We start from the raw sequence: 22,412 nt of genomic DNA on the forward strand, positions 1-22,412 counted from the left end.
CATGCCTTTCGAACTCAGCGTTGACCTCACCACCCTGGCGATCCTCGCCGTGGTTGCCTTTATCGCCGGTTTCATCGACGCCATCGCCGGCGGTGGCGGCCTGCTCACCACGCCCGCCCTGCTGACCGCCGGCATGCCGCCCCACCTGGTGCTGGGCACCAACAAGCTCAGTTCCACCTTCGGCTCGGCCACTGCCAGCTTTACCTTCTACCGGCGCAAGCTGTTTCATCCGCGCCAGTGGGTGCACGCCATCGTCGGCACCCTGGTCGGTGCACTCACCGGCGCGGTCGTGGCCCATTACCTGCCGGCAGAAACCCTGAACAAGATGCTCCCGGTGATTGTGTTCGGCTGCGGTTTGTATTTGCTGTTCGGCGGCACGCCCAAGGCGGCGCTGGACAACGACGCACCGATCAAGAAGAAATGGCAGTCCACCCAGGGCTTTGGCCTGGGTTTCTACGACGGCGTCGCCGGCCCGGGCACCGGGGCGTTCTGGACCGTGAGTACCATGCTGTTGCACCCCATCGACCTGGTAAAGGCCAGCGGCGTGGCGCGCAGCATGAACTTCGTCAGCAACGCGGCGGCGCTGACGGTGTTCATTTTCAATGGCTCGGTAGACTGGATTGTCGGCCTGTGCATGGGCGTGTCGGTGATGTGCGGCGCGTTTTTTGGCGCACGCAGCGCCATCAGCGGCGGCGCCAAGTTCATTCGCCCGGTGTTCATCACCGTGGTGCTCGGCCTGACGGTGCGCCTAGCCTGGCAGCACTGGTTCAGCGTGACCTAGGCGACGGGCCAGGTAGAGGTCGATCAGGTAGCGCGCAATCGAGCGCGACGCCGGCAACGGCGGCAGTTCATGGATGTTGAACCACTGCGCGTCTTCGATCTCGTCAGCCTGGGGCACGATGTCGCCACCGGCGTACTCGGCGTGAAAGCCCAGCATCATCGAGTGCGGGAACGGCCAGCACTGGCTGCCCATGTACTGGATGTTCTTGACCTCCACCTGCACTTCTTCACGCACCTCGCGAATCAGGCAGTCCTCGGCCGACTCACCCGGCTCGGCAAACCCCGCCAGGGTACTGTAGACCCCCGTGACAAAGCGCGGCGAGCGGGCCAGCAGGATCTCGTCGCCACGGGTCACCAGCACGATCATGCTCGGCGAGATACGCGGGTAGCTGCGCAGGTCACAGGCCTGGCAGAACATCGCCCGCTCCCGCGGCACCTGCACCATCGCCTGGCCGCAACTGCCGCAAAAACGATGCTCCCGGGCCCAGGTGCCGATTTGCGCGGCGTAGCCCAGGACTTTGTACAGCGTGTGATCGCCCTGCAGCATGAATGCCCGCAGGCCCTGCCAGCCGCAGCCCGGCACGTCGGCGGGGCTGTTGAGTTCCAGCAGGTACACCGGCTCGCCGTCCAGGTGACCGATGCCATGCTCGGCGAACACCGAGAGGTCCTGGCGCTTGAGCCACTCCCGGGGAAACAGCGGGCCGTTCTGGTCGTGTAAAAAGCCTTCACGGCTGCGGGCCACGGCCCAGCCGCCCGGGGCGTCGTTGTCCAGCAGCGTTGTGGTAATCCAGCCTGGGGTCATGTTCAGTCAATCCACGAAGTCGGGTTTCTGCTTGCTCATATGGGCCGCGATGGCCACGCGCAGGTCGTTGGATTGCAACATAGCTGAGTTCCAGGTGGCAACGTATTCCAAACCGTCATTGATCGTGTGGTCACGCATGTAGCTGATCATCGCCTTGGTGCCGGTGACCGCGATCGGCGATTTGGCGGCGATTTCCCGGGCGATTTCCAGCACGCCGGCCAGCAGGCTCTGGTGATCGCTGTACACCCGATTTACCAGGCCGATGCTGCGCGCCTCTTCGGCGCCGAACTGGCGGCCGGTGTAGGCCAGCTCGCGCAGCATGCCATCGCCGACGATGCGCGGCAGGCGTTGCAGGGTGCCGACGTCGGCGGCCATGCCGATGTCGATTTCCTTGATGGAGAATTGCGCATCTTCGGCGGCGTAACGCATGTCACAGGCGCTGATCAGGTCGATGGCGCCGCCGATGCAATAGCCATGGATCGCCGCGAGTACCGGCTTGCGGCAGTTGTCGACGGCGTTGAAGGAGGCTTGCAGTTCGAGGATCTTGCGCCGCAGCAGGCGCGCGTTGCGGCCCACGTCCTTGCCGAACTCGTTGGCGACCGAGGCCAGCAGCATCAGGTCGATGCCGGAGGAGAAATGCTTGCCGGCGCCGCTGATGACCACGGCTCGCACCGCGTCGGTGTCTTCGACCCATTGGAAGATGTCGATGATCTCGGTCCAGAACGCCGCGTTCATCGCGTTGATCTTTTCCGGGCGATTGAGCTGCACATGGGCGACGTTGCCGCTGAGTTCGACGACAAAGGCTTGGTATTCGGACATGGCAGTGATCCTTGACTGGCGGCTGGAATAGGGGCCGAACTATAACAAGGCACCGCGTGAGGTGGTAAGGCTGTGCAAACGCCAAATTCGGGACTGAAGAACGATGAAGATCAAATGTGGGAGCTGGCTTGCCTGCGATGGCGGTGTATCAGTTAGCAAAGATGCAAGCTGACCCACCGCTATCGCAGGCAAGCCAGCTCCCACAATGGTTTTGTGGTGTTCTTTAACTCGGCAGCCAGAGCCGGAAGCGTGCACCACCCAATGGCGAAGCCTGGGCCGTCAATGTTCCGCCCTGAGCCTCCAGCGCCCGCCGGCTGATGGCCAATCCCAGGCCAAAACCGCCAGTGGCGCGGTCACGGCTGCGATCCAGCCGGTAGAACGGCTCGAAAATCCGCTCCCGCTGGTCAACCGGAATGCCAATACCGTCATCATCCACGCAAATCTCGCACCCCCTGGGACACACCTTCACCCCCACCTGAATTCGCCGCTCGCAATACCGCATGGCGTTGCGCAGCAGGTTTTGCAGGGCCCGGGCGGTCAGGCGCGGGTCCAGGGTGAAGCGTTCCACGGCGCAGTCCAGCACCACGTCCATCACGATATCGGGGTTTTCCAGTTCGTCGTCGACGCTGCCCAGGATGCTGTCGATGAACTCATCCAGCACCACTTCCACCCGCTCGGGTGTTTGCGCCGGGTTTTGCAAACGGCTGTAGGAGAGCAGCTCCAGCACCAGCTCATCCAGCTCGCGAATGTGCGCCACCAACCCTTGCAGCCGCTCACGGCTGGCCGCCGGGAGGTCGTCGGACAGCGCCAGGGCCAGGCCGAAGTCCAGGCGCGTCAGCGGCGTACGCAGTTCATGGGAGACGGCATTGAGCAAGTCGCGTTGCTGGTTGAGCAGCTGTTCGATGTCGTTGGCCATGGTGTCGAACACCGCCGCCAGGCTGCCGATGTTGGAGCTGGGCGGGATTTTTGTGCGGGCCGCAAGGTCGCCCTGGCCGAGTTGCGCGGCGGTGCTTTTCAGGCGTTCCAGGTCACGCCAGTGGGGCCGCAGCCAGAACAGCAGGCACGCCAGCAGCGCCGCGCCGATCAGCACGTTCATGCTCCAGTACAGCAGGTTCATGTCCAGCGGGTCCGGCGGTACCGAGACCTTGACCACCAACTGGTCGTCCAGGGCCGAGCTGACGTCGTCCGCCCAGCCCCACTCGCCCAGGCGAATCACCATCTGGTCCTTTTCCAGCAGGCGCTGTTCTTCAGGGGTGTAGCTGGCGTCCTGGATACGCAGCAGTTGCACCTTCAGCGGCGCGAAATCCGCCGACAGTCGCACGGTGACATTGGCCCACTGCTCCATCGGCACCCGTCGATACTCCTTGACGATCAGGCTCTGCATGCCTCGGGACTGCTCGATGTTGTAGTTCATGTAACGGTGTTCAAACAGCTGGATCACCGCCCGGGGCACCAGGTAGATCGCGGCGGCGAAGGTGACGATGGTGATCAGGTACAGCCGAATCAGGACGCGAAACATGGCTCAGCATTCCCACTCGGAACGGCTGAACAGGTAGCCCTTGCCCCACACCGTCTTGATCTTGCGCGCCTCGCCCGCGTGGTCGTCGAACTTGCGCCGCAGCTTGGAAATCGCCACGTCCACCGAACGGTCGGTGCCGTTGAACTCGATGCCGCGCAGGCGTTGCAGGATCTGGTCGCGGCTGAGCACTTCGCCGGCGTGCCGGGCCAGCACCACCAGCAGGTTGTATTCACCGCTGGACAGCTCAACCGGCTGGTCGCGCCAGGTCACGGTGCGTTCCGACAGGTCGATGCACAGGTTGCCCATCAGGATCTGGTCGTTGGCCACCTGGGGTTCGGTGAGGCTGCTGCGGCGCAGCAAGGTTCGCACCCGCGCCAGCAATACCCGCGGCTCGCAGGGTTTGGTGACGTAGTCGTCGGCGCCCATTTCCAGGCCCAACACCTGGTCGTGGCTGTCGTCGCGGGCGGTGAGCATCAGGATCGGCAGCGTGGCCGAGTCGGCCCGCAGCAACCGGCAGACCTGCAAGCCGTCGAGGCCCGGCAGCATCAGGTCGAGGATCACCAGGTCCGGCGGGTTGAGCCGCGCACGCTCACGCACGTGGTCACCCCGGCTGAGCACGCTGACGTGATAGCCGTTGCGTTCCAGGTAACTGGCGATCAATTCGGAGAGCGCGGCGTCGTCTTCCACCAGAAGAATGTTGGGCATGGTATTTCCAAATAATACAATTTCTGAGTAGTACGCAAATCCAATGTGGGAGCGGGCTTGCTCGCGAAGGCGGTGTTTCAGTTAACGCACACGGCGACTGACACACCGCCTTCGCGAGCAAGCCCGCTCCCACATTTGATCTTCGGTGTCAGGAAGATCGTGTAAGGTTCGGCGGTTATGAAGGATATACGCCCGCGTGCATCTGTGGGTCGCACCTTACATTTCTTCACACACCACCTACAGAGCTTCACAGCACTGTGGCGGGGGCGCCCGTAGGATGCGCCAGTCAATATTGGGATATGAGCATGTCGAAGAATCTGTTTGCGCCGTTTTGCCTGTTGGCCCTGACACTGGCGTTGAGCGCGTGTGGCAAGTCGGCGGACGACGCCGCCGAGGCGCCGCTGGCCAAGGTGCGGATCGAAACCCTGGAAGCCAAGCCCCTGTCCATCACCAGCGAGTTGAGCGGACGGATTGCCGCGCCACGCATCGCCGAAGTGCGCGCCCGGGTGGCCGGCGTGGTGTTGCAACGGGTGTTCAAGGAAGGCCATGACGTCAAACAGGGCGATGTGCTGTTCCGGATTGACCCGGCGCCGTTCAAGGCCGACCTCGACAGCGCCCAGGCCAGCCTGCGCAAGGCCGAGGCCAATGCATTCCAGGCGCGCCTGCAAGAGCAGCGCTACAGCCAACTGGTGGAAGGCAACGCCATCAGCGGCCAGGAATACGACAACGCCCGCGCCGCCGCCCGGCAAACCGCCGCCGATGTGGCCGCCAACCAGGCCGCCGTGCAGCGCGCCAAATTGAACCTGGGTTATGCCACCGTGACTGCGCCGATTTCCGGTCGGATTGGCCGTGCGCTGGTGACCGAAGGTGCGCTGGTGGGCCAGAACGAAGCCACACCGATGGCGCTGATCCAGCAACTGGACCCGATCCACGCCGACCTGACCCAATCCACCCGCGAGCTGAACGACCTGCGCAGGGCCTTTCGCGCCGGGCACTTGAAGCAAGTCGGCCAGGACCAGGCCAAGGCCACGCTGATCCAGGATGACGGCAGCCTGTATCCGCTGCCGGGCAAGTTGCTGTTCGCCGAGATCAGCGTCGACCCGGGCACCGGGCAGATCATCTTGCGCAGCGAGTTCCCCAACCCGGACCTCGACCTGCTGCCCGGCAGCTTTATCCGCGTGCGCCTGGAGCAAGCCGTCGACCAGCAAGGGATCAGCGTGCCGCAGCGGGCGATCACCCGCGACAGCGCCGGGATCCCGATGGTGTTGCTGCTGGACGCCGAGCAAACCGTGAGCCAGCAGCCGGTAGAACTGGGTTCGGTGGTCAATGACCGCTGGGTGGTGACCCGCGGCCTGAAGGCCGGTGACCGTATCGTCGTCGAAGGCCTGCAACACGCCCGCCCTGGCGAGAAAGTCCAGGTCGACGACAGCCCCGCGCCCATCGCCCAGGCATCCGGCCAATAAGGATCGTTAAACATGCCGCAGTTCTTTATTGACCGCCCGATCTTCGCCTGGGTGGTCGCCCTGTTTATCCTGCTGGCCGGCGCCCTCGCCATCCCGCAGTTGCCAGTCGCGCAGTACCCCAACGTCGCGCCGCCAAAAGTCGAGATCTATGCGGTGTACCCGGGTGCCTCCGCGCAAACCCTGGACGAAAGCGTGGTCAGCCTGATCGAGCAGGAGCTTAACGGCGCCGATCACCTGCTGTATTTCGAATCCCAGAGCAGCCTCGGTTCGGCCACCATCACCGCCACCTTTCAGCCGGGCACCGACCCGGAGATGGCCCAGGTCGATGTGCAAAACCGTCTCAAGGCCGTGGAGCCGCGCCTGCCCCAAGCCGTGACGCAGCAAGGCTTGCAGGTGGAGAAAGTCTCCGCCGGCTTCCTGCTGCTGGTGACCCTGACCTCCAGTGACGGCAAGCTCGATGACGTGGCGCTCAGCGATTACCTGGCGCGCAACGTGATGAACGAACTCAAGCGCCTCGACGGTGTGGGCAAGGCCCAGCTGTACGGCGCCGAACGCGCAATGCGCATCTGGATCGACCCGCAGAAGCTGATCGGCTTCAACCTGACCCCGGCCGACGTCAACGCGGCGATTGCGGCGCAGAACGCCCAAGTGTCGGCCGGCAGCATCGGCGATTTGCCAGGCACCAAGACCCAGGAGATCACCGCGTCGATCCTGGTGAAAGGCCAACTGTCGACCCCGGCCGAATTTGCCGACATCGTGCTCAAGGCCAACCCGGACGGTTCCACCGTGCGCGTCGGTGACGTGGCGCGAGTGGAAATCGGCAGCCAGGAATACCAGTTCTCCACCCGCCTGAACGGCAAGCCGTCCACCGCCGTCAGCGTGCAGCTGTCACCGGGCGCCAACGCCTTGAGCACCGCAACCCTGGTGCGGGCGAAGATGGACGAACTGGCGCGCTACTTCCCGGCCAACGTCGAATACAAAATTCCGTACGACACCTCGCCGTTCGTGAAGGTCTCGATCACCAAGGTGGTGTACACCCTGGGCGAAGCGATGTTGCTGGTGTTTGCGGTGATGTTCCTGTTCCTGCAAAACATTCGCTACACATTGATCCCGACGCTGGTAGTGCCCATCGCGCTGATGGGCACCTTTGCGACGATGCTGTTGCTGGGTTTCTCGATCAACGTGCTGACCATGTTCGGCATGGTGCTGGCCATCGGCATTTTGGTGGACGATGCGATTGTGGTGGTGGAGAACGTCGAGCGGATCATGGTTACCGAGGGCCTGTCGCCCAAGGAGGCCACGCGCAAGGCCATGGGCCAGATTACCGGGGCGATTGTCGGTATCACCCTGGTGCTGGTGGCGGTGTTCCTGCCGATGGCGTTCATGCCGGGTTCGGTAGGCGTGATCTATCAGCAGTTCTCGTTGTCGATGGCCACCTCGATCCTGTTTTCGGCATTCCTCGCCCTGACCTTGACCCCGGCCCTGTGCGCCACCTTGCTCAAGCCGATTGCCAAGGGCGAGCACCATGAGAAAGGCGGGTTCTTCGGCTGGTTCAACCGGCGCTTCGAGCAGTTCACCGACCGCTATGAAGGCTGGGTGGCCTACGCCCTCAAGCGCAGCGGGCGTTACCTGTTGATCTATCTGGTGCTGGTGGTGGGGCTTGGGGTGTTGTTCGCCCGCCTGCCCTCGTCCTTCCTGCCGGTGGAAGACCAGGGCTACACCATCACCGATATCCAGCTGCCGCCGGGTGCCAGCAAAAACCGCACGGTGCAGGTGGCCGAGCAGATCGAGGCACACAACGCCGGCGAGCCGGGCGTGGGCGATACCACGATGATCATGGGTTTCAGCTTCTCCGGTTCGGGGCAGAACGCCGCGCTGGCGTTTACCACGCTCAAGGACTGGTCGGAACGCAGCAGCAAGGATTCCGCCTCGGCCATTGCGGACCGTGCCAACGCGGCCTTTACCGAGCTGAAGGACGCGATTGCCTATGCAATCCTGCCGCCGCCGGTGGATGGCCTGGGCACCTCCAGTGGTTTCGAGTTCCGCCTGCAGGACCGTGGCGGCGTCGGCCATGCCGCGTTGATGGAGGCCCGTACCGAACTGCTGGCCGCCGCCGAGAAAAGCCCGATCCTGACCAACGTGCGTGAAAGCGCCCTGGCCGAGGCACCTCAGGTACAGCTGGAAGTTGACCGCAAGCAAGCCAATGCCCTGGGCATTTCCTTTGCCGATATCGGCAATGTGCTGTCCTCGGCCATCGGTTCGGCCTATATCAACGACTTCCCCAACCAGGGCCGCATGCAGCGGGTGGTGGTGCAGGCCGAAGGTGATCAGCGCAGCCAGGTGGCCGACCTGATGAAGATCCATGTGCGCAACAATGCCGGGAAGATGGTGCCGCTGTCGGCCTTCGTCGAGGCGCGCTGGATTCAGGGCCCCGCCCAGTTGACCCGCTACAACGGCTACCCGGCCATCGCGATTTCCGGTGAATCGGCACCGGGCCACAGTACCGGCGAGGCGATGGAGGAAATCCAGCGCCTGGTCAGCCAACTGCCCGCCGGCCTGGGCCAGGAATGGACTGGCCTGTCGTTGCAGGAACGCTTGTCCGGCTCCCAGGCCCCGCTGCTGCTCGGTTTGTCGCTGCTGATCGTGTTCCTGTGCCTGGCGGCGCTGTATGAGAGCTGGTCGATTCCGACCTCGGTGCTGCTGGTGGTGCCCCTCGGCGTGCTCGGCGCGGTATTGGCCGTAAGCTTGCGCGGGATGCCCAACGATGTGTTCTTCAAGGTCGGCCTGATTACCATCATTGGGCTGTCGGCGAAGAACGCGATCCTGATCATCGAGTTTGCCAAGGACCTGTATGACCAGGGTGAAGACCTGATCGACGCCACGCTGAAAGCCGCACGCCTGCGCCTGCGGCCGATCATCATGACGTCCCTGGCGTTCATCCTCGGCGTGGTGCCGTTGGCGATTGCCACGGGCGCCAGCTCGGCCAGCCAGCAGGCCATCGGTACCGGGGTGATCGGCGGCATGATTACCGCGACGCTGGCGGTGGTGTTTGTGCCGGTGTTCTTCGTCGTGGTCATGAAGCTGGTGCGCAAGCGCCACACGTAATAAATGCGCTATGGTGCTTACACATCCCTGATTTGTGAGCGCCATGCCCTTCCTCGCACGCACCCACCCTCGCCTGTCCTCCGCCGCCGTCCTGGGCCTGGCGGTGGGGCTCCTGGCTCCCGCCGACACGATCATCAGCAAAATCCTCATCGGCTGGAACGCCGGGGTCTGGACCTACCTGGTGCTGATGCTGTGGCTCACCAGCCATTCCCGGGCCGACGACGTGAAACGCATCGCCGAGATCGAGGACGAGAACGCCGGCCTGGTGTTGTTCATGGTGTGCATCGCGGCGATTGCCAGCCTGGCGACCATCACCCTGAACCTGGTGGGCACCAAGGACCTGAGCGATAGCCAGCGCCTGTTGCATTACGGCTTCACCGGCCTGACGGTGGTTGGCTCATGGCTGCTGATCGGGGTGATTTTCAGCGTGCACTATGCGCGCCTGTATTACACCTGGGACGGCCCCGAGCCGGCACTGCGCTTTGCCGAGGATTTACGCACGCCCAATTACTGGGACTTCCTGTACTTCTCGTTCACCATCGGCGTGGCGGTGCAAACGGCGGATGTCGGGGTTGCCACGCGTACCATGCGCAAGGTGGTGCTGGGGCAATCGTTGATCGGGTTTCTGTTCAACACGGCGATCCTGGGGTTCTCGATCAACATCGCCGCCGGATTGTTTGGATGAAGCTGCACAAACCTTCTAGACGCTAAGCCCCTGCAGGAGCGAGCTTGTTCGCTCTTGCAGTGTTCCACCCCATAGGTATTTTATGGCCGCCCACAACTGGATCGACCTGGCTCAGGACGCCGACACCGGCATCGAGACCCTGCGCGCGCATTTCGAGGGCCACGCCTACGACCCGCACTGGCACGACAGCTACCTGGTGGGCGTCACGGAACAAGGTGTGCAGCAGTTCAACTGCCGGCGCACCCGCCATAACAGCGTGCCCGGCCAGGTGTTCCTGGTGGAGCCCGGCGAGCTGCACGACGGCGACGCGCCCACGGCGGACGGTTTTACCTACCACATGCTTTACCTCGACCCGCAGTGGTTGGCGCGGGAAGTCAGCGCAGTGTTCGAAGAAGCGCCGCTCGACAGCCAGCTGGGGTTTGCCAGCACCCTGGCCAGCGACCCGCGCCTGGCCCTGGCCACCAGCCGGGCCTTCCAGACCTTGCACGGAGGTGAGCTGCGCATCGTGCGGCAACAGGCAATGGACCAACTGCTCGAACGCCTCACTGCGCAACTGCACTGGCGCACCCGCTACCATGAAGACCCTCGCCTGCCACGGGTGGCGCACAAGGCCCGGGAATACCTGCATGCGCACCTGCAGCAAGACGTGGGCATGGATGAACTGGCGCTGGCCTGCGGCGTCGATCGCTTTCGCCTTACCCGCGCCTTCAAGAGCGCCTTCGGCCTGCCACCCCATGCCTACCTGGTGCAACTGCGCCTGGCCCGCGCCCGGCATTGGCTGGCCAACGGCAAGCAACCCGCCGACGTGGCGGTTGCCCTGGGCTTTGCCGACCAGAGTCACCTGGGGCGCTGGTTCGTGAGGGCGTATGGCCTGACGCCGGCGGCGTATCGCAAGCGGTGTTCAAGCGTTTTGCAGCGCTAGCTGCGCCACCACCACTCGTCGGCACTGTCAATTCTCACAGGTTCGCCACGCCCCCCGATAGGTGTTTGATCTTCTTGTCAGCAGTCGGCCACTCAGGGCCGCGCCTCATTCAAGGAAGCCTGTCCATGCCCAATTTTCCCATAGCCCCGGATAATGCGCCGCTGGGCGACAACAACCCGCCCGGCAACGCCCTCGTGCTGCATAACCCATCGTCAGGCCTGGCGTCGCGCCGCGTCGAAGACCTCGACCCACCCAAGTCAGCCTATCCGTCGGTCCCGCTGGATGCCACGCTGTATCCTGAAAGAGGGGTCTACGGCCTGGGCATCCGCCACGTGCGCCCCTTTGCCCAGTGGACCTTCGAACGCTGGTTCAACTTCAATTACGACTTCTACGCCCTCTACCTCAACGACCTGGTCAATGCAGTCGCCGCCGATATTGCGCTTGAAGACCGGGACCGTTACGACTTGTTCGTCCCCGAAGAATTCATCCCCGAAGGCGACGTCCAGATATACGGCCGCGTAGTGCGGGCCGGCAGCGGCCAGGAGAGTACGTCGCCGCTGCAAACCATCCTGATCAAGACCACCCGCCCCGGTGGCCGCGATAACGACCCCGGCAGCAAATGGCACCCGGGCCTGGTGATGACGGTGGAAGGCCTGCCTGAGGGCTCCACCGTTAATATAGATAATGCCAACAGCGGGGTCTGGTGCCTGATCCAGCGCTATGAAAACCTGCGCCAGAATGACCAGATCGAGCTGTCGTGGGATGGGGTTTTAGTCACGCATATCGTCAGCCCGGCCGAAGTCGCGGGTTCAGGGCCGATTCGCGTCTTTGTCTCCAGGGACATCATTTTGCAGGGGGGGCATTTCGGCAAGCTGACCCTGCGGTTCCGGGTCTCGGACGTGGTGCAAAACTTCTCCGGGGATAAATACCAGTATTCCAAACCCTACTTCCTGGACAGCGAGCTGGATCCAAACCTGCTTTCTGCACCGATCTTCCTGGTGGATGGCGAAGAGGCGACCCAGATCGACTTCGATACCCAGAGCGAGGCAACCTTCGAAGTGCTGGTGACGGTGCCTCGGCAAACCCCGGCGCCCCTGCCGCGGCACCAATTGGCGGTGACCTTGTTCGGTACCCTGGGCGACGGTTCGACCCAGGTGTTCCCCTTGGCCCCGGTGGTGGACAGAAACCTCAGCGTTGAATTTGTCACCGTCGACCGGGAGATTATCGAACAACTGGTGGGCGGGTCCTTCCGGGTCTCGTTCCAGTGGCTGAAAAACGACGGCCGCGTGGAGCAATCCGGCAGTACCTCCGTCAGCGTGGTGGGCACGCCGGTGGCGATGCCGGCAGTGACGGTCGCACCGATCGAGGTGGGGCTGATCGAGCCCGATCAGGACATCACCGTGCAGATCCCCTTCTACGAACCCCACAACCCGGACTGGCTGGAAACCCTGGTGATCGAACATATCCGTCCTGGCGGCGGCGGCGAAGACTACGTGGAAGAACAACTGGCGGGCGCCCAGGGCGGCACGCGCTACGTCAGCAAAGAGCACCTGAAACAGTTTGAAGGCGTGGGCGACATCGCATTTTATTACCTGGTCAACGATGGCGCCGGCCACGTCCTGGACGGCAACGCATTGACCACTCGCAAGTCCCGCGAGCTGTTCGCCCACGTGGGTGAACGCATCGGCAACATGCCGACTGCACACCTGGAAGGCGCCCTGGGCAACAACATCGACCCCAGCCATGTGACCACGCCCACCTTGCTGCTGACCCTGCCCCTGACCTTGCCCGCCCCGCACGGGCAGACCGAAGAAGGTGACCTGATCCACTGGAACGCCATCGGCTCCGGCCTTGACGGCTCGGCCAGTGGCGTTGTGCGCATCAACGGCGGCACGGCAGGCAAGCCCCTGGTTTTCCCGGTGAGCCGGGCGATCCTCGACAACAACAATAATGGCAGCCTGCGCATTACCTATAGCCTCGAACGCAGCGGCCCGCCGCGCCTGGTATTGCGCTCCGAGGTGCTCAACCTGACCGTGGGCCGCGGCGTGCAACTGGACCGTCCGGTTATCGACGGCGCCACCCTGTTCCCCGACGCACTCAACCCCCTGGCCGCATTGAGCGGCGCCAAGGTCATCGTGAGATACCGGCCGATGCAGGCCACCGACCAGATCAAGGTCGACTGGTTGAGCCGCGACGGGCTGGGCAGTGCCACCGAGTACACCCTGGGCAACCCGTCCACCAACGAAGTATTCGTGACCATCCCGGCCCGCACCATCGCCAGGGGTATTCGCCCCGGTGGCAACCAGATCAGCGTGCAATACCACTTCAACCGTGGCGCCTTTCCGTACCCTTCGGACACTGTCGACCTGCACCTGCTTCCCCTCACCGGGCTGCCCACACCGACGATCGACGGCATTGGCGACAGCACCCTGCTCGACCTGTCGAAACTCAATGACCAGGCCCGCGCCCGTGTATCCGTCTGGCCGTTTATCGATGCCGGGCAGTTTATGTGGATGAGTTGGGAGGGCACGTTTGCCGACGGCAGCCCGTACCGCGAGGACACTTACACCGCCAACCTGGTCACCGAAAACGGTGCCGCCAACGGTATCTCGCCACCCGCGCCAGTGGACAAACTGCAGCGATTGATGGATGGCTCGCACCTGACCATCCGCTTCTGGGTCAGCCTGGCAGAAAGCCCCGACAAGAACACCGCCGTGCTGTTTGGCGTGCGTGAACACCGTGTGCAAACCCTGCCCGCCGTGCTGCCGCACCCACGGTTCAACGACCAGCCCGGGGCAACGATGACCATTCAGCCGCTGGACCACGTAGACAACGCCAGTGTCACGGTGGCGTATGGCGGCATGAATCCAAGCCATTCCATCCAGTTGCAATGGATTTTCCCGGATGGCGGTGTTGCGGATATTGACGCCAAGAACGGCCTGGACGGCGGTCGTGTGGATTTCGTCATTACCAATGAAGTGCTGGCAGACAGCGTCGGCAAAACCATTGAGTTGCGCTATGTCGCCACCATCAATGGCAGCCCGGTGCCTTCAGAAACGCAGGTATTGACAGTGGCCAGGATCCCGGCGGGAAGACCGCCACAACCGCGAATCAATAACATGAACAGCGGCACAACCCTGGACCTCCAGGCGTTCACCGGGGATGCACACGTCTCAGTAGCCAAATGGGAATTGAGCAAGCAAGGTCAACGTGTATGGATCACGCTGGAGGCGGCAGGTGTAGAACCTTTGTCGGTGCTGAGGGCACACGCCATTACTGCTGCTCAAGCGGCCAACGGCATCACCAACCAAGCTGTCTCCCGCAGCTGGCTGGCAAGCCTGGGGAAAAACACTACGTTCACGGTGACCTGCAAAGTGACGTATGACGGCAGTGACGATGAGTCAAAAGCCATCCCGCTCCTGCAAAGTACCTATACCGTGACATGGCTAGCGGAGGTCAAATTTATTCCTACCCTCCTCGACTCATCAAACGGGGTCGTCGTCAGCCCTGACGGGCGCCGCGTTTATGTCGCTGTTGGCGCGGGTGGTAGAACTGCGATTTACGTAATCGACACAGCAACGGACGCCATTATTCACTCGGCTTCGTATGACATTCAGTCCAGTGGGCACCTTGCAATTCACCCGGACGGATCAAGACTCTACCTGGACCTGGTCCGCACCAGCATAGCGGTAATCAGTACAACCTCCTTCGCCAGAGTTGCGACCTATGCCACCGTAAATGAAATTATAGTGGACTTGGCGATCAATACTGCAGGCACTCGGCTATATGTTACTGCGAGGAGCGGTGCTTATACTTACGACGCCGCCACCGGCAATCGGATAGCTCAAATAGCGGGTCAGTCTCGCTTCATCGCCCGCTCACCTAATAATACGCGTGCCTATCTTACGACCTATGGCGGCGGTTTCAACGCGGTTGATACGACTGTTATCAATACTGCAAACAATAGTGTTGTAACTGTCATTCAGGGAGTGATTGGGCCCATGGCTTTAAGTACCAACACCCCTCGCCTCTATTTGGCGAGAGCTGATGGCTTGGCGATAATAAACACCAACACCAACAGTTTGGTGACCGTGATTGGGGTGGGATGGGGAAGGTCGGTTGCAGTCAACCCGGTACTTCCTCATGTCTATACGGCAGGGTACAGGGTCTTCAACATATTTGACACAAATACGGACAGGCTTATAGCGACTGTACCCGTGGACATTGGGTTTGGATCTGGCAATATTGCAGTACTACCGAACGGTTCAAAAGCTTATTTCACCGACAGTGACTCGCAAGGACTCTACGTCATGCGTTATTGATTAACTAACCGAGGTATAACCGGGACAGGTCCATCTAAACCATGGACTTGTCCCTTTTTTTGTCCCCTATAGCTCTCCCGCCACTATCCCCTGCCCGTGTCCGCACGCCCCTGCTCAAACCTTCCAGACACGCCACCACGCCCCTGCAACCATCGACTCCATCGCCCCACTTACGGACTCGCCCCACCATGTTCCCTACCCTGTTGCCCTTCCTGTTATTCGCTTTTGTAGCCTCCATCACCCCTGGCCCCACCAATATCCTGGTGCTGAGTAACAGCGCACGGTATGGCTTCAAAGCCGCGCTGCCTATCGTGCTGGGCGCATGCGCGGGGGCGGCGGGGATTGTGCTGCTGGTAGGCTGCGGCGTTGGCCAGTCGCTGGCGCACTGGCCCCGGGTGCAGGCAGCGATGCAATGGCTGGGGGTCGCCTGGCTCAGCTACCTTTCCTGGCAGATCTTCAGCGCCCCCGCCGAGTCAATCGACCCGGCTGCCGTGCAAAAACCCTTGGGCCTGGCCGGCGCCGCCAGCCTGCAACTGGTCAACCCCAAGACCTGGATGATGGCCCTGGCGGTGGTGAGCGTGTTTGCCGGCAATGGCGATGAACGCCAGAGCCATGTGCTGTACCTGTCGCTGGCGTTCTTTGTGATCGCCTTGCCGTGCCTCGGCGCATGGGCATTGCTGGGGGTCGGAAGCAGCCGGGTGTTTCGCTCGCCCAAGGCCATGCAACGGTTCAACCGCTGCATGGCGGTGTTGTTGCTGGTCTCAAGCTGGCTGAGCGTCTGGGTGTAGACACAACCATTCGTCGGCACTGTCAGTTTTCACAGCTATCCGCTATCGGGGCTGCGGGTGTTTGATTTCCCTTGCCTATATGCACAGCCAGCGCTGTGCGTGACTTCCAGCAAGGAGTGGTCAGCATGCCCAACCAACCGATCGACCCCGATGACAATGCCTCGGTCATTGAAGACCCAAGTGTACCTGTTTCCGACAGCCCCCTGACCCTCCTTGAGCCCGCGCCCCTGCCGGTGATCACGGCTGAAGACCTGGCCCCGCCCTATTCGGCGTTCCCGCCGGTCTCGCTTGACCAGTATCCCGATGAACCTTACGCCTATGGCCTGGGCATTCGGCATGTTCAGCCCTATGCGTATTTCGTCCTGGAAAAATGGCACACCTGGGCCATCTTCGACGCCTTTGAGTTGTACCTCAATAACGATCTTCAGGCGTCTGGTGTCGTCGAGATGGACCAGGATCGTTATGGCATGTACGTCATCGCCGAACGCATGCCTGAAGGTGAAGTTCAAGTGCGCGCGCGGGTAGTGCGCGCAGGCAGCGGCCAGGAAAGCACCTCGCCGCCGCAAAGCATATTGATCAAGACCACCCGTCCCGGCGGGATTGAGAACAATGGTGACGACAAATGGCACAGTAAACTGAGCCTGAGTGTCGACGGCTTGCCCGAAAGCAGCACGATCAACATGGACACGATCAGTCGCGGGTTATACGCCGTGATTGCGCCCTATCCGAACGTGCGCAAGAACGACACCATTGAGTTCTATTGGGACGGAGTTGAGATCAGGCACCTGGTCACGGCCGCCGAGGCCGCCGGTATCCAGCCGATCAGGGTATTTATCAGCAAGGAAAATATTCTCAAGGGCGGCCTCAACGGCGCACTCACCCTGCGCTTCAGGGTGTTCGATGTGGTTCAGAATTACTCAGGGGAAAAATACCAGTACTCCAAGCCGTATGGACTGGTCGCCGAACTGGACCCCAGCTTGATGAGCGCGCCGTTTTTCCTGGTGGATGACGCGGAAAGCCGGCAAATCGATTACGACACGCAAAGTAATTCACTGTTCGAAATCCTGTTGCAGACCCCACGGGTGACACCGGCCCCGCTGCCCCCAAACCAGGTCACGATTACCCTGACGGCCACACTGGCGGACGGCACGATCGAAGAACTGGTGCTTGATCCTGTCGAAGTCAGGAACGGTCGGGAAGAGATCTTCCCGGTAGACCGCGATTTGATCGAGCGCGTCATCGGCGGCTCGTTCAGGGCTTCATTCGTCTGGCACACCGCCACCGGTGGCCACCTCGGGCAGTCTGGCAGTGTCACCGTGACGGTGGTGGGTACACCGACCTCGATGCCGGCAGTGACCGTGACCCCGAGCGAGTTGGGCCTGATCAACCCGGACGATGATGCGTTTATCAGCATCCCGTCCTACCAGCCACACGCCTACGATTCGATGGAAACCCTGGTCATCGAGCAGATCGTTCCAGGGGGCGGTGGAATGCGCTATTCCGACCCGCAACTGGCCGGGGACCAGGGTGGCACGCGCCGGGTTCCAAGCGAAATACTGCAACAGTTCAAGGGGCTCGGTGATGTCGCGGTGTATTACCTGGTCGATGACGGCGCAGACAGCCAGTTGCATGCCTACGGTGCGCTGATTGAACGCAAATCACGGGTGCTGACAGTACGCATCGACGAACGCCTCGAAACCATGCCTGCCCCCACCCTGCAGGGCGCGATTGACGACAACGTTGACCCGGTTGACGTAGTGGGCGACAGCGTGCTGCTGACGCTACCCTATACGGCAACCAGGAGCCGCGACCATATCCAATGGAACATTGTGGGCACGGGCACAGGCGGTTCCGCCAGCGGTTCGGTGACGATCAACGGTGCGACACAGGGCCAGCCACTGGTACTGCAGGTCAGCCGTGCAGTGCTGGATAACAACTTCGATGGCCAACTGCGCATCACCTACAGCTTGGAACGCGAAACCCCGCTGCCGAAACTCACCTTGCGCTCGTTTACAACCCTCCTGACCGTGGGCCGTGGCGTGGAACTGGATGCGCCTGAAGTCGTGGAAGCCGAGCAGTACCCTGACCGGCTTGACCCGCTGGTGGCTCAATCGGGTGCAACGGTGCTGGTGAAATACCGGCGCATGCGCGAGAGCGAATCGTTTTCAGTGAAATGGGTGACGGCCGATCTGCTGGGCAGCACCGTCGAAACGGGTTGGGGCAACCCCGACACCAATGAAGTGGGTGTGCCGATAGAGGCCCGTACCATTGCCAAGGGCATTCGCAACGAGCGTAACCGCATCAGTGTGCAATACAGTTTTACCCGCAGCGGGTTTCTCCATGAGTCGGATACTCTGAACCTGGACCTGCTGCCGTTGAGTGGCTTACCCACACCAACCATCGACGGGGTCGGCAACAGCGTGATCCTGCCGACGAACGAGCTCGTCGCTCAAGCCCGCACCCGTGTGGCGGCCTGGCCTTTGGCCTTTGAAGAGCAGTTCATGTGGCTGCAATACACGGGTACCAACACCGACGGCAGTGCGTTCAACCTGGACACTTTTATCGCCGCCCCCGTTGGAGAAAGCGCCACCCTGGGTGTCTCGCAACCCATACCGTTGGCGGAGCTGCAAGGCCTCAGGAACGAGTCGCACCTGACCATTCGCTTCTGGGTCAGCCTGGCCGAAAGCACTGATAAAAACACCGCAGTATTGTTTGGTGTACGCGAGCATATTATCCAGTCGATCCCCGCCACATTGCCGCGCCCGGCCTTTGCCAACCTGCAAGGCGCCACCTTGACCATCGACCCACAGGACTGGCAGAACAACGCCTATGTGGCGGTGGCCTATAACGAAATGACCGCGGCCCACCGCATCGCCCTCGAGTGGATTTACCCGAACGGCACCATGGCGACCATCCCGGCGCAGAACGGTAACACCAATAAGCGCGTCGACTTTCAGATCAGCCGGGACATCCTCGCCAATAGCGCGGGCAAATTGATCGAGCTCCGTTATATGGCGACGATAGGGACGAATATTGTCCCGTCAGAGCCCCAGAAGCTGAGCGTTAACCGCGTTCCGTCGTCGGCCCTGCCTCGGCCGTCTATTAATGGGATTGCCAATGGCGGCGTTCTGAACCTGAACAATTTCAGCGGTAATGCCACGCTCAGCGTTGCACCATGGCCGTTGGCTGTTGCAGGGCAGAAGGTTTGGGTACAACTCTCCAGGTCCGGTAGCGCGCCTTTGAACGTGCTGACAAACTACAGCCTGCAGGCGGGAGAAGTATCTACCGGCTTGGTGAATAAGCCTGTGCTGCGCTCATGGCTGGATGGGCTACCCAACAACAGCACCATTACCGTAACCTGCAAAGTGGCTTTTGATGGCAGTAGTGTTGAGTCAGCCGCCATTACCTTCCCCATTGCAAGTTACAGCATTATCTCTTCACTGAGGATCGATCAAAGCCAGCTTAATTTGAATGGTATTAAGGTGATCACTAACTGGCCAGCAACCGGGCTGGACTGGCCAGGCAATACAGCAACCCGCACAGCAAGCGGCGGCGTGAGTAACTATAGCTACGCTTCCAGCAACCCTAATGTTGCTTTTGTGGACGCCAACACAGGCAAAGTAACCGGCCTCCGTAACGGTCAAGCGACTATTACTGTGAGAGACAGGAACAACGTCTCGCGAGCGTACGCAGTGGTTGTTTCCAATATTTTTCAACTACGCATTAACGAAACACAGCAATCTCCACAAGCTCAAATAAATTGGATGAGATCAATTGGAGGCAGCATAGTTTCCAGTTGGACGCTACTGCAAACACGCTACACCCCTCCGGCTCGCTCAATTCCGTACGGATTGTGTTATTTCGATGCTAGCGGCAGGTGGTATTACTTTGTTCAGGCGTCAAACAGCGGAACACCAATTTACTCCATTAACGGACTGCCGAATTGGCCGGCATGGTGCATCACTCCGTTTTAGCAAATAACCGGGACAGATTTATTCAACTCCCAAAAACCCACCCACAAAAAAAGGAAGCCTCGGCTTCCTTTTTCTTACCCCTGTTTCCTAGAAATCGTAACGCACTCCCACATTAACCCCCCACGGCTGATCCACCTTCTTGCCTTGGGCATGTTCAATATCAGCGTGCAGCTTGACGTTCTTCGACACCGACATCGCCACGCCCGCTGCCACTTCAATACGCGAACCGAACACATCGTTGTTGAAGCGCTGGTCGTTCACCTTGACCTTGTTGCTGTGGTTGAACTCATGGGCCAACGCTGTACGCAGGTAGGGCTGCAGCACCCCGCCGCTCTCCAGCTGGATATTCTTGCCACCTGTCACGCCGAGCTTGCCCACCACGGAGGCGGTGCGATCACCCTTGGCCTGCAGGCCATTGTCCAGCTCGTAACTTTGCGCCTGGATAATCGCTGTGCTCAGTTGCGAGTACGGTTCTACAAAGTAACCATCGTCGAGCTTGATATGCCGGCCGACTTCCGCCGATGCGCTCACGGCATTCTGCGTGTAGTTGCCCTTGGCACGCTTGCCGTCGCTCATGGTCACGTTGACCTCGTTGTGCAAGCGGTTGAGCTTGACCACGCCGTCGAAGTACAGCCCGCTCTCGTCGTCGATCCAGGTGGCATACCCCCCCAGGTAGTAGCTGTTGACCTTGCCGCTGCCGGAAGTGTTGGCGCTGATGTCGGACGTGCTGTGACCCGCCATGACACCGGCCATCCACTGGCCATCTCCGCCCGACAATGGCGCATCGGCACCCAGGCTCAGGCCACGCTGGTTTTGCGTGTAGCCACCACCGTCCTTGTTCCCGGCTACCTCGTATTTGTTGCCGTAGCCACGCATCCAGAACCCGTTGCTCTGGCCGTCGCTGAAACGCAGTTCACCCATGCGGGTACGCAGCAGGGACATCTCGCCGTACAGCACGGTGGGGGCCGTGTTGAACAACGCCATTACGGTTTTGGTGCTGTTGCTGGTGCCACGACGGTTAGGATCGAGGTACCAGTCGGTGTCTTCCTTCTTCAGCCCGTAGGAATAGGCGCCCACATCCACGGTGTCGCCGTCCAGCGAGAAGTGCGCATCGCCACCTTCGGTGTGCACCACACGAATCGGCAAGGCACTCGCCAACTCGGAGCCGGTCGCCGCCAACAGCAGGCTGTGGTTGCCCGTGGCAACCCCGTTGACGTTGAGCAAGTCGGTCTGGCCGGTGCTGAAGTCGGTGTGCATCACATAGCTGCCGTCACCCGACAGGCTGTTGACGTCCAACTGGAAGAACTCATCGGCGCCGCCAAAGTGCACGGTGCCGCCGCCCATGATCAAGTCGCCGACTGAACTGTCATCCACCAGCATCCAGTGGGACGCTGAATTGACGCTCAACTCGGCGACGTTCTGCAGTTTGCCGGTGAGCCAGGAGCCATTGTTGAGCTGCAACCTGGCGGTGCTGCCGTCTTCGGCCACGACATCGCCGACCAGGAAGCTGCGGTCGACGTTCATGTTGGCGGTGGCGCCGTTCATGACTTCCAGCAGCACACCGTTTGCGCCGGTCAGCGTGGAGCCATTGAGTACATGAATATCAGCAAGGGTGGATTCCCCGGGCCGGAACGAGCCGACCTGAATCGCCGAACAGGTCTTGCCCTCGACGCTCGAGCGGTCGAGGATCAGGCTGCTGGCCAAAGTCGGGTCGTTATCCACGCCCATCTTCACGCCAATGTCTCCACCAACGATGCTGGTATTGAACGCACGGGCCTGGCCATTGAACAGTTCGATACCCACGCCATCATCTGCGGTCGCCTCGACACGCGAATCGGTCAGGTCCAGCACACTGTGGGCACTGGCCGAGGCACCGCGGGTGCTGCCGGTGATGTGACTGTTGACGACCGTGACGCTGGAACCATTGGTGGCGCCCAGGGAACGGGCCGCTGCCAGCCCGGTTCCGTTGTTGTGGGTAATGTTGCTGTTGGTGATCAGCACGTTGCTGCCCGTGACATGAACCCCGGCCCTTGCCGAATCCCGCGCAACGACGTCCGAACCATCGATGCGGATGTCGGAGTTGATTGCGGCAATGTCCCGGGTGCTGCTGCCGGCATTGACAATCAGGGTTGCGGAATTGGCAGTGATTTGCAGGGTGGGCACTCCCAGAACCGTCAGGCGGGAACCTGCACGCAATTCAAAAGTGTCAGGGCGCGGGCCAGGCCCCGCCATTTCATCCGGGCCGGTCACGACACGCGCTTCGGACAACTGCGCCATGAGCATCAGCAGTGTGACGGCCTTGGCCTTGAAGGCAAGGCTTAAGGGAGTTGGTTTGAAATTGAATGGAGCTGACATCTTTACGGACCTCTGGGTTGGCGTTCCTTTACGGAAAAAAACTGGCCGGTTCCGAAAAGCGTGTGGACCCTGCCAATCAAGCGGCGCCCAAGGTACCCAGAGCTGTTCCCAACATCTGTAGGACTAATCCCAAGGTGCTGTGCTGAAAGTGAATGCAGTTTGTAGTCGACCCA

At 61.3% G+C, this 22,412-nt stretch carries 13 protein-coding genes; 8 read left to right on the top strand and 5 right to left on the bottom strand.

Features of this window, described 5'->3' with window-relative positions:
* The first annotated feature begins 1 nt into the window (after position 1).
* Positions 2-781, top strand: a complete 780-nt coding sequence (locus HX814_RS22945; protein WP_003208505.1) for a TSUP family transporter — start codon at positions 2-4, stop codon at positions 779-781.
* Here HX814_RS22945 and nudC read toward each other — a convergent pair.
* From nudC to HX814_RS22965, 4 genes are all read right to left on the bottom strand, one after another.
* A complete protein-coding gene (gene nudC, locus HX814_RS22950; RefSeq protein ID WP_008430294.1) occupies positions 749-1,582 on the bottom strand; it encodes an NAD(+) diphosphatase in 834 nt (277 codons plus the stop codon). The genes HX814_RS22945 and nudC overlap by 33 nt on opposite strands.
* 6 nt (positions 1,583-1,588) lie before the next feature.
* Positions 1,589-2,401: a crotonase/enoyl-CoA hydratase family protein gene (locus HX814_RS22955; protein ID WP_102369234.1), complete on the bottom strand. Its 813-nt coding sequence runs from the start codon at positions 2,399-2,401 to the stop codon at positions 1,589-1,591.
* A gap of 223 nt (positions 2,402-2,624) precedes the next feature.
* A complete protein-coding gene (locus HX814_RS22960) occupies positions 2,625-3,920 on the bottom strand; it encodes an ATP-binding protein (RefSeq protein WP_177009625.1) in 1,296 nt (431 codons plus the stop codon).
* 3 nt (positions 3,921-3,923) lie between these two features.
* Positions 3,924-4,625 (bottom strand): response regulator transcription factor, encoded by a 702-nt coding sequence (locus HX814_RS22965; RefSeq protein WP_003214048.1) that lies wholly within the window; start codon positions 4,623-4,625, stop codon positions 3,924-3,926.
* 305 nt (positions 4,626-4,930) lie between these two features.
* On the opposite strand from HX814_RS22965, the gene HX814_RS22970 reads away from it, so the two are divergent.
* From HX814_RS22970 to HX814_RS23000, 7 genes are all read left to right on the top strand, one after another.
* Positions 4,931-6,088: an efflux RND transporter periplasmic adaptor subunit gene (locus HX814_RS22970; RefSeq protein WP_023658897.1), complete on the top strand. Its 1,158-nt coding sequence runs from the start codon at positions 4,931-4,933 to the stop codon at positions 6,086-6,088.
* A 12-nt stretch (positions 6,089-6,100) separates the two neighbouring features.
* The gene (locus HX814_RS22975; protein ID WP_177009626.1) at positions 6,101-9,193 is read left to right on the top strand and encodes an efflux RND transporter permease subunit; all 3,093 of its coding nucleotides are present in this window, start codon (positions 6,101-6,103) and stop codon (positions 9,191-9,193) included.
* Between the two features lie 43 nt (positions 9,194-9,236).
* Positions 9,237-9,878 carry a DUF1345 domain-containing protein gene (locus tag HX814_RS22980; RefSeq protein ID WP_003214055.1) on the top strand — a complete coding sequence of 214 codons (642 nt, stop codon included), beginning with the start codon at positions 9,237-9,239 and terminating at the stop codon, positions 9,876-9,878.
* An 82-nt stretch (positions 9,879-9,960) separates the two neighbouring features.
* The gene (locus tag HX814_RS22985) at positions 9,961-10,800 is read left to right on the top strand and encodes an AraC family transcriptional regulator (RefSeq protein WP_177009627.1); all 840 of its coding nucleotides are present in this window, start codon (positions 9,961-9,963) and stop codon (positions 10,798-10,800) included.
* A gap of 125 nt (positions 10,801-10,925) precedes the next feature.
* A complete protein-coding gene (locus HX814_RS22990; protein ID WP_177009628.1) occupies positions 10,926-15,122 on the top strand; it encodes a YncE family protein in 4,197 nt (1,398 codons plus the stop codon).
* Positions 15,123-15,310: 188 nt separating this feature from the next.
* Positions 15,311-15,910 (top strand): LysE family translocator, encoded by a 600-nt coding sequence (locus tag HX814_RS22995; protein WP_008431228.1) that lies wholly within the window; start codon positions 15,311-15,313, stop codon positions 15,908-15,910.
* Between the two features lie 125 nt (positions 15,911-16,035).
* Entirely contained in the window at positions 16,036-19,884 is a 3,849-nt protein-coding gene (locus HX814_RS23000; protein WP_177009629.1) for an Ig-like domain-containing protein, read from the top strand.
* A gap of 87 nt (positions 19,885-19,971) precedes the next feature.
* On the opposite strand, the gene HX814_RS23005 is transcribed toward HX814_RS23000, so the two are convergent.
* A complete protein-coding gene (locus HX814_RS23005) occupies positions 19,972-22,239 on the bottom strand; it encodes an autotransporter outer membrane beta-barrel domain-containing protein (protein ID WP_177009630.1) in 2,268 nt (755 codons plus the stop codon).
* Positions 22,240-22,412: the final 173 nt, after the last annotated feature.

The organism is Pseudomonas sp. C8002 (genome assembly GCF_013385765.1).
Classification (GTDB): Bacteria; Pseudomonadota; Gammaproteobacteria; order Pseudomonadales; family Pseudomonadaceae; genus Aquipseudomonas.